Genomic DNA, 15,321 nt, shown 5'->3' with positions numbered 1-15,321 from the left:
CCCTCCCCCCGGACCGGATGTCCACGGAGGCGCCAGACGAACGACCGAATTGAAACAAACAGAGGGCGGGTAGGAACAATGGACCCCGTGAACGTTTTCCTGATCGACGCGAACAAGCTCTTCCGCGAAGGCATGAAGCGTCTGTTCGAGAACACGCCCTTCAAGGTGATGGGCGAGGCCGGCACCCTGCGCGAGGGCGTCCCCGCGGTCGAGGCGGCGGGCACCCAGCCCGACCTGGTCCTCATCGACCTCGTCAACGGCGGCGAGGACGAGGCCGACCAGCTCCGCGCCCTGCGCGACGGCCACCCCGGCATCCGCGTCGTCATCCTGACCACCGACCTGTGCACCCGCCGCCTGTCGGGCGCGCTCGGCGCCGGCGCCCACGGCTACCTGATGAAGGACATCGCCTGCGAAGCGCTGATGCAGTCGCTGAAGCTGGTGATGATGGGCGAGAAGGTGTTCCCCACCCACCTCGCCGAGCTTCTGATCAACGGCCGCAGCGACGAGCTGGCAACCGAGGTCCCGGCCCGCCGCAAGGGTCTCTCCCAGCGCGAGATCCAGATCCTGCGCTGCCTGCTGAACGGCAACTCCAACAAGATGATCGCCAACCACCTCCACATCACGGAGGCCACGGTGAAGGTCCATCTGAAGAGCCTGCTGCGCAAGATCAACGCGTCGAACCGCACCCAGGCGGCGATCTGGGCGTTGAACAACGGCATCGGCGACCAGCCGGCGGAAGCCGCCGGGGTCAGCGCCAACGTGGTCTGACGCGTCCCCGCGGTTCTGCTTCCCCGGCATCCCCAACACCGGCCGCGCCATCCCGCGGCCGGTGTTGCTGCGTCCGGAGCACCCGCTTTGGGTGCGGCGGCACGCCATAAGTGGTGCGCCATAGGACCAAAGGCCCTCTTCCGCCCCGAAATGATGATGGCTATTTCGGCAATACGCTCCGAATTTGTTTGGATCGCAGACCCGACACGATGAGCATCATGGAATACAGCGCGGAAAAGCCGACCCTGAACGTTCTGCTTGCCGACGATCACCTGCTGTTCCGGGACGGGCTGCGGCGCCTGCTCGCCCAGTCGGACGACAGCATGGTGTTCCACGAGGCCGGGACGTTCGACGACGTTCGCCGCCTGTGCGACGGCGCCATCGCCTTCGACCTGATCCTCCTGGATCTCGGCATGCCGGGATGGAACGGCTTCTCCCTGCTCGGCGAGATCCACCAGCGGCTTCCCAAGGCGCTGCTGGTCGTGGTGTCGGGATCGGAGAAGCGGTCGGACCTGCTGGCCGCGCTGGAGAACGGCGCCGCCGGCTTCATCCCGAAGTCGAGCAGCGCGAAGGTGCTGATGGGTGCCCTGCAGCTCGTGCTGGCCGGCGGCGTCTATCTGCCGGAACAGGCGATCCGCGGCGACCGGATGACCGACAGCGCGCCGCACGCCGTCAACGGCGCGGGGGACGCCGATCCGCTGGGTTCCCTGGCCGACGGCGCGGGCGACCAGTTGACCCCGCGCCAGCGCGACGTGCTGAACCGCCTGCGCGACGGCAAATCCAACAAGCAGATCGCGCATGAGCTGGGCCTGACCGAAGGCACCGTGAAGGTGCATGTGACGGCGATCCTGCGCCAGCTCGGCGTGCGCAACCGGACCCAGGCGGCGATCACAGCGAACGGATTCTGACCGGACACCCTTCTCGACGTTCTCTGTCTCAGGCCCCTCCCCGCTCCACCGAAGTGACCAACGCGGCCAGAGCGCCGCGGATGGCCGATTCGTGCTTGGCGGGCACGACCTGTTGGCCGGGAACGGTCACCACGGTCAGGTTGCGGCAACCGGTCAGACGCTGCTCCAAAAAGGACGCGCCTGGCACGCCGTCCGGCATGTCCTTTCCCTGCACTAGCGTGACCGGCACGCGGACCGCGTCGAGCATGGGCGCCATGGCCTGAAGCTCCGCCGCACTGTCGCGGACGACGGGCGGCAGGATGCAGGCGGCGATTCGGCGGAACACGCCCGGCCGGACCGTCTCCTCGGCCATCGGGTCGATCAGCAGAAGGCCGCCAACCAGCTCCGGAAACTCCAGCACGGCCCGCAGCGCCACCGGCACGCCGCCGCCGCTGCCGACGAGAAGCGGCTTGCGCGAGCGGCGGAGCGCCAGAAGCGGACGCAGCGCCGCCGCCGGCACGCCGGGGTCGCCGCCGCGCAGGCGGGAGGCGCCGCCGATCGGCACCGGATCGGGCCGCGGCACGGCCACCCATTCCTGTCCCGCCGGAACGGCGCGCAGCAGGCGGGTCCAGGCCCTGGATTCGCTGAACGTCGCGTGGATCAGGATGATTCGCCGTCCGGCGGGATCGCCGGCGACGATACAGCCCGGCCCCACCTCCCGCGATGCGCCGCAGCTTGCGGTTGGCGCCTCGCCCGGCGACGACGGCACGATGCCGAACGCGGCTCCCGCGGGCCGCCCGGCGCTGCTGTGTATGGTCAAGGCTCCGCTCCCCGATTCCCGAACATGGTGCGGAGATCGTCTCCGCCGATTGACAGGGAGCCTAATGGAGGGTTCGCAGCCTTGTCCCGTACCATAAAAAGGCCCGAAATGGCGCGAACGGTGGCCGCAAATCCCGAAAATCGCAGGTTTTTACCCCAATTGTTGTGCAGTTCCGCCATTGCCGGCGGACCCTGCACAAGAACGGGAGCCGTCAGTGGATGGTGTTGCCGTCGGGAAGCGCCTCGACCGGACGGTCGTCGCGCGGCTCGGACGGGCGGTGCAACTCGCGCATCAGATCCCGCCAGTCCGGCGACCCGCCGAGCTGCTGGATCAACTGCGTGGAGAAGGCGAAGACGGCCATCTCCAGAGGTCCGTTGTCCTCGGCATGGGCGTTGACGGTCAGGCAGGATTCCGCGGCGCTGACGAAGATGGCCGACGCGATGGCCACCCCCGGTCCCGGCGTGGGCAGCGGCACCGGGACCGGGGCGGACCCGGTGGTGCGCAGGGCCGACAGGTTCTCCACCAGCAGGCGCGTGCGAATGGCAGTGTCGATGGCCGCCCCCATGGTGTAGCCGGCCTCCGACTCCGCGGCGGAGCGCAGCAGGCGCAATCCTGCGATCACCCCGTGCGCGACGTCGGCGGTGCCGGCACGCTTGAGGGCCGCGGCGATGGCGGAGCCAAGGATGGCGGTGACCACCGGCGCCATGCTCTCGGCGTCGTCGCCCATGATGGCGGCGTCGGTGGACTCTTCGTGGTTCTGGACCTCGTTCATGCGGCCTCCGATCCGGTGATACCCTGGATGGCGTGCGGCGCGGACCCCGGTTCCCTGCGGAACAGCCTTTTTCTCAAAGGTCCCTCTTTCGATCTGTGGCCTTTCCGGAGGGCATTCAAGCCGCCGGAAGCCGGGAGGGGATGAATCTTTCGATGCGCCACTTTCGCCGATCCCTCCTCTGGGCGAAACCGCCCGCCATCCCCACATGTGCGGGCAAAAGGAGAAACACCCGATGCCCTTCCTCAGCCTTCTTCTCAACATCCTGTGGGTGGTGACCGGCGGCATCTGGATGGCCGCCGGATGGCTCTTCGCGGCCATCCTGATGGTCATCACCATCGTCGGCATCCCCTGGGCGCGGTCGGCCTTCACGATCGCCTGGTACACCCTGTTGCCCTTTGGACAAACCGCCGTCCGCCGGGATGAGTTCCGTGGCCGCGAGGACATCGGCACCGGCCTGCTCGGAACGCTGGGCAACATCCTGTGGTTCGTCCTGGCCGGCTGGTGGCTGGCGCTCGGCCATCTGGTGGCCGCGGTCGGCCTCGCCATCACCATCATCGGCCTGCCCTTCGCCTGGGCGCATCTGAAGCTCGCCCTGCTGGCCCTGTGGCCGGTCGGCACCGAGATCGTGACGGTGGACGAGGCGGAATCCCGCCGCCGCCTGCTCGGCCGCGGGGCCTACTGAGCCGCACGGCCTATGGTGCGGACGGCTCTCGCTCGGCCATCCGCTTGAGCATGACCGAGGCCCGCCAGAAGCCCAGCTCCGCCCCATCCACGAAATGGACGTGCCGGTCGGCGGCGAGGTCGCCGACCAGGCAGGTCACCGTGGAGGCCGTCGCCCGCGCCGTGCCGTATCGGATGCGCCCGGCCGCCGCGTGGGCGGCCAGCATGGCTTCGATGGCGGCGGCCTCCGCCTCGGTCACGTCGAGGACAAGGCGCGGCCCGCCCGCCGACTTGCGGAAGTCCGACCGTTCGGCCATGCCACGGCGGTAGCGGTCCGGATCGAAACCGGCCACCCGCCAGCCGCCGCCCAGAATCGCGGCGAGCAGCGCGGATTTCCCGAGAAGCGACAGGGCGCAGGCCAGCCGCCGCCCGCGCGGGCGCGTGCGCGCCTCCAGCCACAGCGATCGCCAGGAAGGCGGCCAGCGCACCGCCAGCCGTTCGCCCATCCCGAGCGGCGCCGCCGTGGCGGTCGGCACGATCCGCTCGATGTCGGCCTGGACCCGGGCCAGAACCGCCAGTCCCGTACCGCCATTGGGCAGCGGGTCGACGATCACGCACAGGATCACCCCGCGCCCGCTGACCACAGGGTTCCAGCGGCAGGATACGCTCTCCAGCCCGCTCAGCGGGCCGGGCCGCGGCTCCAGCCGCCAGCGCGGATCGGCCTTCACCCAGGCATCCGCAGCGGTGACTCCGCGCCCGAGGAACAGGCCGAAGGCGTCGCCGTTGCCGAAATCCTGCAGGGCGACGAGCACCTCCAGCCCCTCGTCGAGAAGCGCCCTCACCGGCACGAGGCCGACCCGCAGCGGCACGTCCATCTCGGTCCCGGCCCAGTGGGCGAGCGCCGCCAGCGCCTGCTCCGCCGCCGCCCGGCGGCCCGGCGGAACCGCGGCGATGGCGCCATCCCCACCGAACTGACAGGCGGCGGGCTGTTCCGGCTCCCGCACCGCCTCGGACAGGACGGCAACCACCGCGGCGGCGACGAAATTCACGTCGCGGTGCCGCCCCTCCCCGGCCAGACGGGTGCTTGCCACCACGTCGGCGACGGCCAGCGACCAGTCGCCGTCCAGCGCCGCGTAATGGGCAGGGTCGGCGGCTTCGGCAGTGAAATCGTGGATGGACGGCAGAAACATCGCCTTCCTCGCGCCAGGAGGTTCCGGGAACGGGTCGCCTCAGCTTACGCCCCGGCCCGCGTCCTGTGAATCACTCCCATGAACCGCTTTCTGAACCCATCCGCAATGGACCCATCCCGGATTGCCGGTCCAACACGTCCGCTCCATCGTTCCGCGGTCCAATCCGGGGAGGAACGCCATGGGATTCGCGAGCGACTGGAAATCCGCCAAGACGACGTTTGAGACGGCCACCGGCAAGAAGAAGCCGAGCGCCAAATTCATGGGCGTCTTCCACAAGTCCGGGCTGGAGGACGTGACCAAGGCGCTCGACACCGCGCTCGGCAAGAGCGACGCGAAGGCACTGGAGAAGGCGCTGCTCGACTATGTGAAGAGCGCCACCGCCTATCAGACGACGCTGGAGAAGTCGGCCAAGGCCGAGGGCGTAGCGACCATCGCGACGGAGCTGAAGAAGCTCGGTCAGGCGCTGGACGACATCGGCCGCCGCGCCGGCGTGGCCGTCAACGAGCGCATCGCCGAGATGCGCGAGGACGCCGAGGCGGAGAAGGCCAAGGAGGCCGAGGAGCAGGGCAAGGCCGCCCGCGCCATCGCCGACAAGGTCGCGGTGCAGATCGACGGGCTGTTGAAGGCCACCAACGCCGACATCAAGCTGCTCGACCAGGCCGCCGCCAACGCCGACCTCGCGCTGCGCAACGTGCTGGAGGCGCAGGGGGCCGGCAACGCCAAGGAGGCGAAGGCCCAGGCCGCCGCGGTCCAGACCGCCGCCAAGACGGTGGACGCCCAGGCCAAGAAGGTCGCCGCGACCGCCGTCCAGGCCGCCAAGCTGTTCAGCCAAGCCAAGGCCGCCGTCGCCAAGATGAAGCTCGACCCCAAGCAATATGGGGGACGCGACCCGGCCCAGGGGGCCTTTGACCGCGCCGACGCCATCGTCATGAAGCTGGACCAGTTGAAGGACGACACCGCCGAGGCCGCCGCCGAGGCGGCCGGCATCGTCAAGGAGGCCGCCCAGGCGCTGAAGGGCGCCCTGGACCTGCGCGCCACCTATCTGGCGAGCTGCCGCAAGCTGGCCAAACGGGCGCAGGACGCCGACTCCTTCTACGACAACATCGCCCGCGACGTCGGCGGGCAGGCCGACCGCGCGCAGCAGGAGCAGATGGTCGCCGAAGAGGCGGAGGACGACAAGCGGGCGGCCTCGATCAAGACGGCCACCTTCTACATCACCCAGGTGCGCCAGCAGGCCGCCCAGGCGAAGAAGGAGATCCTCGCCGCCGCCAACGAGATCACCGGCACCCGCAAGTCCTTCCCGTCCATGGTTTCCGACAAGGACCCCGACTTCGGCCCGCTGCTCGCCGGGGCGAAGGTGTCCCTGGACGGGCTGAAGGAATCGCACGCCGCCCTGACCAAGGCCGAGACCAAGATCGACAAGGTCGAGACGGCCCTGAAAAAGCTGGGCTAGAAGCTGGCGCGACAGGACCGCGCAACACCTCCCGCGCCGCCCGGAAGGGCGCGGGAGGTGTTGCGCGCCGTCACATCATGACCTCGGTCAGGCTGTCCATCATCTCGCGCTCGTGCTCGATCAGCATCAGCTCCTCGCCCATGAAATCGCGCATGGACACGACGCCGATGACGCGGCCGTCGCGGACGACCGGCAGGTGGCGCAGCCCATGGTCGGCCATCCGGCGCAACGCCTCGCCCACCGTAATGTCGTGGGCCGCGGTGACCGGGCACGGGGTCATCACCTCCGACAGCCGGGTCTGATCCGGGTCCAGCCCGTCGGCCACCACGCGGTCGGTCAGGTCGCGCTCGGTGAAGATGCCTTCGATCTGTTCGTCTATGGAGGCGGTGACCACGACGGACGCCACATGGGCGGCCTTCATCTGCCGAGCGGCGTCCCGCACCGTCGCGCCCGCCGGAAGGCTGACCACGCGGCGGCGGTTCATAAGATCTCCGATGTTGCGATGCATCATGGCTTTCCTCCTCCAAGTGCGGATGTTTCGGAAGACCACGGCGGCTGTTTTCGTTGGCCGGACCGCCGCGCCCGCGCCTCGTCGTCGGCTCCCGCCTCCTTTCGCTGTTCATTTGCGGATGCGAAGAAGATGCTGCATTTGCGAAATGCCGAAACGGGCGAAATCTGTCCACTGACCTTTTTATCAAGTGTTGAAAAAGCTAATCACTTTCCCACCCCTTGACGAGCAAAGCCACCGCAAAGCAACGTCATGGTTGCCATGACGGCGTGACATGCGACAAAACCACTCACCATTGGGCGGCGGCGGTGGTTGTGGCATGGAAAATCAGACCATTTTCGCTGGCAGATCAAGCTTAACCATTATTAAAGGAAATAGGTCCGAAACTCCGGACAATTGCAGTTCTGTCACGATGTTGTCTGGAAGGGGCCTGGGCCGCCATGTCGTGGTTGTCGAAATTGAGCGGACGAGGCAAATCCACTGCCGCTTCCACGGCGTCCGCCAAGGAACGCCCCACCGATCCTCCGACCATCCGGATCGACAGTCACGAATATGTGCCGGAGGAGTTCGTCCTCGGGTCTTTCCGCATCCGCCCCTATGACGGCGACTTGATCGCCAAGCAGCAGTTCGACTTTCGCATCCTTTTCCGGCATGGCGAGGAACATTCGGATTTCGCCTGCCGGGGAGTCGTCGTGAAGATGGACGAGCAGGCCGGCCTCGTCGCCCGCTTCCACCAGCCACCGCCGGCCCACACGCGCAAGTTGATCGAATACCTGAAGCTCTGGAAAGGTCTGTAAAAACGGACCGTTCTTCCCACAGAAGGAAGGCCCGCCGTCGCGACGGCGGGCCTTCTTCATTCAGCCTTCATGCGACGGCACCGGACAGACCGCCGATCAGGCGGTCTCCAGCGCCTTGCGGCTGTGCAGGGCGATCATCTGCTCCTCGTCGGTCGGGATGACGTAGACGGGGATACGGCTGGTTGGGGCGGAAATCAGCGGGCCGTTGGCCTCGTTCGCCGCCGGGTCGATGACCACGCCCAGCCAGGCCAGCTTGTCGCCCACCCGCGCCCGCACCGGGGCGGAGCGCTCGCCGATGCCGGCGGTGAAGACCAGCGCGTCGATGCCGCCCATCGACGCGGCAAGCGCGCCGGTCTCCTTGGCGATGCGGAAGCAGAACAGCTCCACCGCCTCCCCGGCTTGCGGGTCCTCGCTGTCCAGCAGGGCGCGCATGTCGTTGGACAGGCCCGACACGCCGAGCAGCCCCGACTTGTTGTAGAGCAGCTTCTCGATGGCGTCGGCGCCCATGCCCTTCTGGCGCATCAGGTAGATCAGCACGCCGGGATCGATGTTGCCGCAGCGGGTGCCCATGGGCAGCCCGTCCAGCGCCGTGAAGCCCATGGTGCTGTCCACGCTGCGCCCGGCGTGGATGGCGCACATGCTGGCGCCGCTGCCGAGATGGGCGACCACCACCCGGCCGTCGGCCAGTTCGGGCGCCAGTTCCGGCAGGCGGCGGGCGATGTACTCGTAGGACAGGCCGTGGAAGCCGTAGCGGCGTACGCCTTCGTCGGTCAGCTCCCGCGGGATGGCGAACATCTGCGCCTGCCAGGGCTGGCCGCGGTGGAAGGCGGTGTCGAAGCAGGCGACCTGCGGCAACTCCGGATGGGCCTCGGCCAGCGCGCGGATGGCGGCGAGGTTGTGCGGCTGGTGCAGCGGCGCCAGCGGGATGAAGCTCTCCAGCTCCTCCATCACCGCCGGGGTCAGCAGCACCGGTGCGGCGTGGCGGGTGCCGCCATGCACGACGCGGTGGCCGGCGGCCAGCAGCTTCGCCCCGTCCAGCCGCCCTTCGATCCATTCCAGCAGGAAGGCCAGCAGGGCGGTGCGGTCGGACGGTTCACCCGCCGTCCAGACCCGCTCGGCCAGCGGACGCTTGGCGGCGTCCTTGGCCTCGAATTTCGGCTCGGTGCCGATCCCGGAGATCTGGCCGTTGATCGTGACCCGCAGCCCGCCCGCCCCGCTTTCCCGGAAGACCGAGAATTTCAGGCTGGAGGAACCGGCGTTGATGACCAGGATGGCGTTGCCGCCACCCGCGTTCTGGCTGGTCATGACGGTCGCTCCTCTCACTCGGCCGCGGCGGCGGCGCCACGGCGGCGAGCGGCGGCGGCCAGGACGGCCACGGCGCAGGAGGCGAGGCGGGTGCGGACGTTGTCGGCGCGGCTGGTCAGGATGATCGGCACGCGGGCGCCGAGCACGATGCCGGCGGCGTCGGAGTTGGCCAGGAAGGAGAGCTGCTTGGCCAGCATGTTGCCGGCCTCCAGGTCGGGAACCAGCAGGATGTCGGCTTGGCCGGCGACCTCGGACACGATGCCCTTGGTGCGGGCGGCTTCCAGGCTGATGGCGTTGTCGAAGGCCAGCGGGCCGTCGAGGATGCCGCCCTTGATCTGGCCGCGGTCGGCCATCTTGCACAGCGCCGCCGCTTCCAGCGTCGAGGCGATCTTCGGGTTCACGGTCTCGACCGCCGACAGGATGGCGACGCGCGGCGTCTCGACGCCCAGCACCTTGGCGAGGTCGATGGCGTTCTGGACGATGTCGACCTTGTCTTCCAGCGTCGGATAGATGTTGATCGCCGCGTCGGTGATGAGAAGCGTGCGCGGGTAGGTCGGCACGTTCATTACAAAGACGTGGCTGAGCCGCCGGCCGGTGCGCAGGCCGGTCTCCTTGCGGACGACCTCGGCCATCAGCTCGTCGGTGTGCAGGCTGCCCTTCATCACCGCCTCGCACTCGCCGGAGCGGGCCAGCCGGACGCCGGTCTCGGCCGAGGCATGGGAATGCGCCACGTCCACGATGCGGTAACGGCTGATGTCCAGACCGTGGGCCTCGGCGACCGACTTGATCTTGGAGGCCGGGCCGATCAGCACCGGGTCGATCAGGTTGGCCTCGGCGGCCTCGACGGCGCCCTTCAGGGAGCTTTCGTCGCAGGGATGGACGACGGCGGTCGGCACCGGGGGCAGCGATTCCGTCTTGCCCAGCAGCTCGTCATGGCCGTCGTGGCGGATGACCTGGACCTGCGGCAGCTCGTGCGCGGCGCGGCGGACCTTGCGGGTCGGCGCGATCACCTCGGCGAGGCCGGAGACGACCTCCTTGCCGTCCTGGTTGCGGGCGACGCAATCGAAGACGACGATGTTCTTCTCGCTGTGCTTCTCCTTGGCGGTGACCGTCACGGTGATGACGTCGCCCAGGCCCACCGGGCGCTTGAAGCGCAGGTCCTGGCCCATGTAGATCGTCCCCGGCCCCGGCAGCAGCGTGCCCAGAACGGCCGAGATCAGCGAGCCCGACCACATGCCGTGGCCGATCACCTTGTGGAACTGGCTGTCCGCCGCATACTCCTCGTCGAGGTGCGCCGGGTTGATGTCGCCGGACACCGTGGCGAACAGCTCGATGTCGGACATGGTCAGACGCCGCGACAGGCTCGCCTGCTGGCCGATCTGGATTTCCTCGAAGGTGACGTTCTCGATCATGGCGGATGAGCCGTTCTTGCCGAAGTCGGGGGTGGCGGGCGCGGTAACACGGTCCATAGAGAAGCTCCTCAATCGGATAGCGGCTCGGAATCGCATGATCCCCGGGCCGAATCCTCCCGGCCTGCGGATCGCCCTGTCGTCCGCGGCCTTTTTGTTGGACCCCGGGATCGGCCGGCCCGGGAAGGGCCGCCCGCCAGGGGCCGGTTCGGGGTGCCCTGAATAGCGTGGCACCGTGAAAGAGATGTGACAGGGTGGCGCATTTCGCGGTTCCGTTGCGGTGCAACAATGTCGCACCCCTCCGTCACCACCGATCTCGCCGCCTCGCCGCACCCCCACGCCGTCCGTCCTTGCCGATCGGCGGAAATGTCGTTCCGTCACGGTCTTACGACGGCCCAAGGTCTCACCCCATGACCTATGTCAAGCGGTCGGAAGACGGAATCCATTTACTTTCCGGTAACACAATCCGCTCGCGCAGCATTGTATCACTGAGCAGGCGCAGCATGGCAAGACCTTGCGCATTGGAGCGCAGGATTGGCGGAACGTTGAGCTTTCCGTGAAAAATTGAAAATAGGACCCGCCCATCCCTGCCGATTCCGCGGCGCACACACACGCCGTGCGCATGGCAAGAAACTCAGGCGCTCGCCACCGACGTGGTGGGCTCCTCGGGTAATGGGTTGTGACGGTCGCCGACCATCACCACGGAAATGGAAAAGACGGTGCCCTTGCCCACGCGGGACCGCACGTCTACCTGATGGCCGAGGATCTGCGCGGTGCGTCGGACGATGGACAACCCCAGCCCCAGCCCGCGCCCGCTGTCCCGCTGGTCGGTCCCGCAGCGGTAGAAATCATCGAAGATCAGCTTGAGCTGGTCGGCGGGAATGCCCGGCCCGGTGTCCCACACCTCGATCAACGCGTGCCCGTCGCGGCGTCGGCAGCCCAGCAGGATCGTCCCGGCTTCGGCGTAGCGCAGCGCGTTGACCAGCAGGTTGCGCACCATGCGCTCCAACAGCACCGGATCGCTGAGCACATAGGCGGAGGTCGGCACCATGCGCAGGACCATGCCCTTGCCGGACGCCTGCTCCGCGAATTCGCGGTTCAGCCGGTCGGCGATGTCCTGGAACGGGAAGACGGTGGGGCGCGGCTTGACGTTGCCGGCCTCCAGCGCGGAGGTGTCGAGCAGCGTGTTGAGCAGCGTGTTGCCGGCGGCGATCGCTTCCCCCAGCTTGCCGGCCACCTCCATCTGCTTGGCGTCGGACAGCCGGGCGGTCAGGATATGGTGGAACAGGCTCATGGCCTGGAAAGGCTGGCGCAGGTCGTGGCTGGCCGCGGCGAGGAAGCGCGATTTGGCCCGGTTGGCCCGCTCCGCCTCGGCATGGGCCTCGGCCAGCGCCTCGCGGATGCGCACACCGTCGGAAATGTCGATGGCGGCGCAGATCACGCCCGACACTCCGCCGGCCTCGTCCCTCAACGGCTCGACGATCAGGTCGAACACCTGCTCCACGCCGGGTGCCGCCCCGACGCGGACCTCCTGCCGGGAGCCGGTTCCGGTGTCCAGAACGGCCCGCTTCACCGCGTCCAGCCGCGCCGCGTCGTCCGGCGCGTGGATGTCGGCGTTGGTCCGGCCGATGAAGGTTTCCGCCGCCCGTCCGGTCTGCGGGTTGTACATCCACATGTAGCGCAGGTTGCGGTCCAGGCTGAAGACGGCGACCCGCGAATGGCGCAGCGCCATGCGGAACCGTTCCTCGCTTTCGCGCAGCGCGCGGGCCATGGCGGCGCGGGCGCGGGCCTCGGTCACCAGAAAGCGCTTGGCCTGCGCCTCGCGCCGGGTGTAGCCGGCCAGCGCGCCGGTCAGCAGAAGCCCCATCACCAGCACGATCCAGGCCGGATAATCCACCGGGGCCAGCCGCGGTTCGGGCGGAATCGCCAGCGCCAAGGTCCAACGCCGCCCGCCGATCACCAGATCGCGCTCGAGCACCGCCTCGCCGTCCTTGCGAAGCTCTCCGAAGGGAACGCCCTCCTGGTTCGCGGACGGGACGGCCAAGTCGCGGGACGCCAGGACGCGCCCGCCGTCGCCCGCCGGCCCGTCAAGCAGGAACACGGCCCCATGCAGGCCGTTCACACGGTTGCCCGCCTCCTCCAGAAGGCGGGCGATGCCGAAGACCGAGGAGACGTAGCCGGAGACCTCCGCACAGCGGTCGGCCCCGTCCATCTCGTCCACGGGGTAGCGGTAAACGGGAAGATACAGAACGATGCTGCGTCCGCTCTCCCCCCGCGGACGCGGCGGCAGCGCCTCCGTCGCCGTCAGTTCGCCCGACGCGCAGGCCCGCGCCAGCACCTCCGCCCGGTTGGGCAGGGACAGGATGTTGATCCCCTGTCCGAAGGCGCCGCCACGCTCCGGCTCCATCAGCGTGTTGACGAACAGATCCCCCTGGGAGGCCGCCGGTGCCATGCCGGGGCCGCCATCCCCTGTCTCGCCCGCATTCTGAACGGTGAAGTCCCGGCGGCCGGCGGCCCGCATCGCCGCCTCCAGCGCGGGAACCTCTGCCAAGGACACCCGGCTTACCCAGGCGACCGACCACAGGCCGGGATAGAGTGGCATGATCGGCCGGACCGCCGCCGCGAAGCCGTCGCGGGTGGCCGGGCGGGGGTCCGAAAAGGCCGAGCGCAACGTGCGCAGCAGCAGCGCATGGCTGCCGATCCGCTCCGTCAGGGCGTCATGGAACTGGGCGAACTGCCGCTCGTGCTGCGTGCGTTCCGCCTCCCGGTTGGCGGCGCGCATCTGGAAAAAGGCGCCAAAGGTCAGCGTCAGCCCCGCGGCGACCAGCACCGGAACCGCAAACGAGACCCGCCTCCTTCTGTCCAGCAGCGGCATTGCACCCGTTCCCAGCGGTGTTTTTACCAAAATCGTCGGATCATCCGACTATAGCAAGCGGCCCGGCACCTCGTTAATGGAAAAGCCCTTATCCTCCCAAATGGATAGTCGGTTCCGGCGAGGACACGGAGCGCCCCGACTATTGATTGTCATTTGCAGAGGGATTGCGCTCTCATTTCGATGTCAATTCTGCAATACAGCGCGCAACGCCGCGCCCAAGCACCGGCAGCGACGCGAAACCTCCTCAGGACTTCAGGCGCTCGCGGCCGAGAAGCCGCGCCACGGCGCCCCGCAGGGCCATCGGCGCCACCGGCTTGTGCAGCAGCGGATAGCCCGACAGGCGCGCCTCGCGCAGGCGCATCGGATCGGTGTCTCCGGTCAGGATCAGTCCGGGCAGCGTCGCGTCGAGCGCCTTGCCGATCTGACGGATGGCGACGATCCCGTTCATCGCCCCCTTCAGCCGCAAGTCGGAGATGACGAGGTCGGGAACCTGCGGACCAGGGCCCAGCCGTTCCAGCGCGGCGTCCACCGAGTCCGCGGCGACCACCGCGCAACCCCATTGCCCGAGCAGCGCGCCCAACGCCTCCAGCACCATCGGGTCGTCCTCGATGACCAGCACGCGGGCGCGGCTGACATCCTCGCCGGGGGTCGTGGCGTTGACTCCGGCAGGCCCGGCGGGCTCCGCGAACGCCGGCGGCTCATCCGCGCCGTCCGCGGCCCGCGGCACCAGAACCGCCAGCATGGTGCCGCGGCCGGGCGCCGAATCCACCTCCAGCCGGTGCCCCAGCCGCCGCGCCAGCCCGCAGGCCAGCCGCAACCCGAGGTCTATCACCGACGGATCGCCCGCCCCGTCCGGGCGCTGGAGTTCCTCCCGCAGGGTGCGCAGCTGTTCGGGCAGCAGGCCGCGACCGGTGGACCACAGCTCGATCCGCAGGTCGGCCCCCTGGCGGCGGCAACCGAGAACCACCCGCCCACGCTCGGTGTGACGCAGGGTGTTGGCGATGAATCCCTGGAGAATGCGCTCCAGAAGCGAGGCGTCGGTGGCGACCCGCACCGAGCAGGGCAGCACCGAAAAGCGCAGCCCGCGCCCGTCGAAGCGCGGGGCCGCGTCCAGCGCCATCCGCGTCAGGATGCCGTTGACCACGGGCGCGCCGATGTCCGGCTGCACCAGACCGGCCTCCAGCCGTACGAGGTCGAAATGCCCGTCCACCATGCCGCGCAGCGACTGCACCGCGTTGCCCATGGCATTCAGCAGGTCGCGCGCCGCCGGGTCGGCCGGGGCGCTTCCCCGCCCGGCCGCGCTCTTCCCGCCGCCGACCGCCGTCCCGTCGAGGCGCCCTTCCAGCGCCCCCAAGAGCAGCGACAGGGCAGCCAGCGGTTGGCGCAGGTCATGGCTGGCCGCGGCGAACAGGCGGCCCGACAGGTCGGCCCCCGCCGCAGCCCCGTTCCCGGAGACGCCCTCATCTGCGGCGCCCTCTCCGGCGGTGCGGCGGACAAACCCGCCGCCGCTGAGCGGCCAGTCAGTGACCGTGTGGCCGGGCGGCAGGCCGCGGAAAAGAGGGGCCAGCGTTTCCGGCAGAGCGCCCTGGACCAGAAGACGACCGGCGCCGGGCAGCGCCTCCGCCTCCTCGTTCCAGGCGGACAGCCGGTCGTCGGCGTCGAAGACCAGGACCGCGCCACGCCGTCCCGCGCCTTGCCGATAAGCTCCTTTGCTCGTCACGGGCGGCGTCCCCCACTGCGTGCACGCGGTTTCCTGGCGATCGGAAACGGCTCCGTGCAATCCAGGCTACGGAAGCGGCGTCCAGGATCAAGCCCGCCGTTCGTCCGACCCCCTTGAAGCCGACCCCTTTGAAGCCGACCCGTTGGAAGACGATCGG

General features: G+C 68.9%; 13 protein-coding genes. 5 read left to right on the top strand and 8 right to left on the bottom strand.

Annotated features, from left to right (window positions below):
• Positions 1-78 precede the first annotated feature (78 nt).
• Positions 79-768, top strand: coding sequence for a LuxR C-terminal-related transcriptional regulator (locus AMK58_RS03800; RefSeq protein ID WP_059398640.1), 690 nt, complete (start codon positions 79-81; stop codon positions 766-768).
• Positions 769-1,013: 245 nt separating this feature from the next.
• Positions 1,014-1,676, top strand: a complete 663-nt coding sequence (locus tag AMK58_RS03795; RefSeq protein WP_035675470.1) for a LuxR C-terminal-related transcriptional regulator — start codon at positions 1,014-1,016, stop codon at positions 1,674-1,676.
• Positions 1,677-1,704: 28 nt separating this feature from the next.
• On the opposite strand, the gene AMK58_RS03790 is transcribed toward AMK58_RS03795, so the two are convergent.
• Both AMK58_RS03790 and AMK58_RS03785 read right to left on the bottom strand, forming a co-directional pair.
• Complete coding sequence (locus tag AMK58_RS03790; RefSeq protein WP_079285112.1) at positions 1,705-2,475, bottom strand: alpha/beta fold hydrolase; 771 nt, start codon at positions 2,473-2,475, stop codon at positions 1,705-1,707.
• 211 nt (positions 2,476-2,686) lie between these two features.
• Positions 2,687-3,247 carry a hypothetical protein gene (locus AMK58_RS03785; RefSeq protein WP_035675479.1) on the bottom strand — a complete coding sequence of 187 codons (561 nt, stop codon included), beginning with the start codon at positions 3,245-3,247 and terminating at the stop codon, positions 2,687-2,689.
• 232 nt (positions 3,248-3,479) lie between these two features.
• Between AMK58_RS03785 and AMK58_RS03780 the strand changes: the two genes are divergently transcribed.
• A complete protein-coding gene (locus AMK58_RS03780) occupies positions 3,480-3,929 on the top strand; it encodes a YccF domain-containing protein (protein ID WP_035675480.1) in 450 nt (149 codons plus the stop codon).
• Positions 3,930-3,939: 10 nt separating this feature from the next.
• Here AMK58_RS03780 and AMK58_RS03775 read toward each other — a convergent pair whose 3' ends face one another.
• Complete coding sequence (locus AMK58_RS03775) at positions 3,940-5,097, bottom strand: DUF3095 family protein (RefSeq protein WP_059398638.1); 1,158 nt, start codon at positions 5,095-5,097, stop codon at positions 3,940-3,942.
• 178 nt (positions 5,098-5,275) lie between these two features.
• On the opposite strand from AMK58_RS03775, the gene AMK58_RS03770 reads away from it, so the two are divergent.
• Entirely contained in the window at positions 5,276-6,550 is a 1,275-nt protein-coding gene (locus AMK58_RS03770) for a hypothetical protein (RefSeq protein ID WP_035675482.1), read from the top strand.
• A gap of 70 nt (positions 6,551-6,620) precedes the next feature.
• Here the strand turns inward: AMK58_RS03770 and AMK58_RS03765 are convergent, their stop codons facing one another.
• Complete coding sequence (locus tag AMK58_RS03765; RefSeq protein WP_035675484.1) at positions 6,621-7,061, bottom strand: CBS domain-containing protein; 441 nt, start codon at positions 7,059-7,061, stop codon at positions 6,621-6,623.
• Between the two features lie 437 nt (positions 7,062-7,498).
• Here AMK58_RS03765 and AMK58_RS03760 point away from each other — a divergent pair, with 437 nt between their 5' ends.
• Positions 7,499-7,855: a hypothetical protein gene (locus tag AMK58_RS03760; protein WP_035675486.1), complete on the top strand. Its 357-nt coding sequence runs from the start codon at positions 7,499-7,501 to the stop codon at positions 7,853-7,855.
• Between the two features lie 96 nt (positions 7,856-7,951).
• Here the strand turns inward: AMK58_RS03760 and AMK58_RS03755 are convergent, their stop codons facing one another.
• The 4 genes from AMK58_RS03755 to AMK58_RS03740 all read right to left on the bottom strand — a co-directional run bounded on the left by AMK58_RS03755 (position 7,952) and on the right by AMK58_RS03740 (position 15,164).
• Complete coding sequence (locus tag AMK58_RS03755) at positions 7,952-9,160, bottom strand: acetate/propionate family kinase (protein WP_059398637.1); 1,209 nt, start codon at positions 9,158-9,160, stop codon at positions 7,952-7,954.
• A 14-nt stretch (positions 9,161-9,174) separates the two neighbouring features.
• Positions 9,175-10,629: a bifunctional enoyl-CoA hydratase/phosphate acetyltransferase gene (locus AMK58_RS03750; protein ID WP_059398636.1), complete on the bottom strand. Its 1,455-nt coding sequence runs from the start codon at positions 10,627-10,629 to the stop codon at positions 9,175-9,177.
• Positions 10,630-11,203: 574 nt separating this feature from the next.
• Positions 11,204-13,444, bottom strand: coding sequence for a sensor histidine kinase (locus tag AMK58_RS03745; protein WP_051140343.1), 2,241 nt, complete (start codon positions 13,442-13,444; stop codon positions 11,204-11,206).
• Between the two features lie 244 nt (positions 13,445-13,688).
• On the bottom strand, positions 13,689-15,164 hold the full coding sequence (locus tag AMK58_RS03740; protein ID WP_059398635.1) for a hybrid sensor histidine kinase/response regulator: 1,476 nt from the start codon (positions 15,162-15,164) through the stop codon (positions 13,689-13,691).
• Positions 15,165-15,321: the final 157 nt, after the last annotated feature.

Source organism: Azospirillum brasilense, from assembly GCF_001315015.1.
In the GTDB taxonomy this organism is placed as follows: Bacteria; Pseudomonadota; Alphaproteobacteria; order Azospirillales; family Azospirillaceae; genus Azospirillum; species Azospirillum brasilense.
This window is presented reverse-complemented; position numbering and strand designations above follow the sequence as displayed.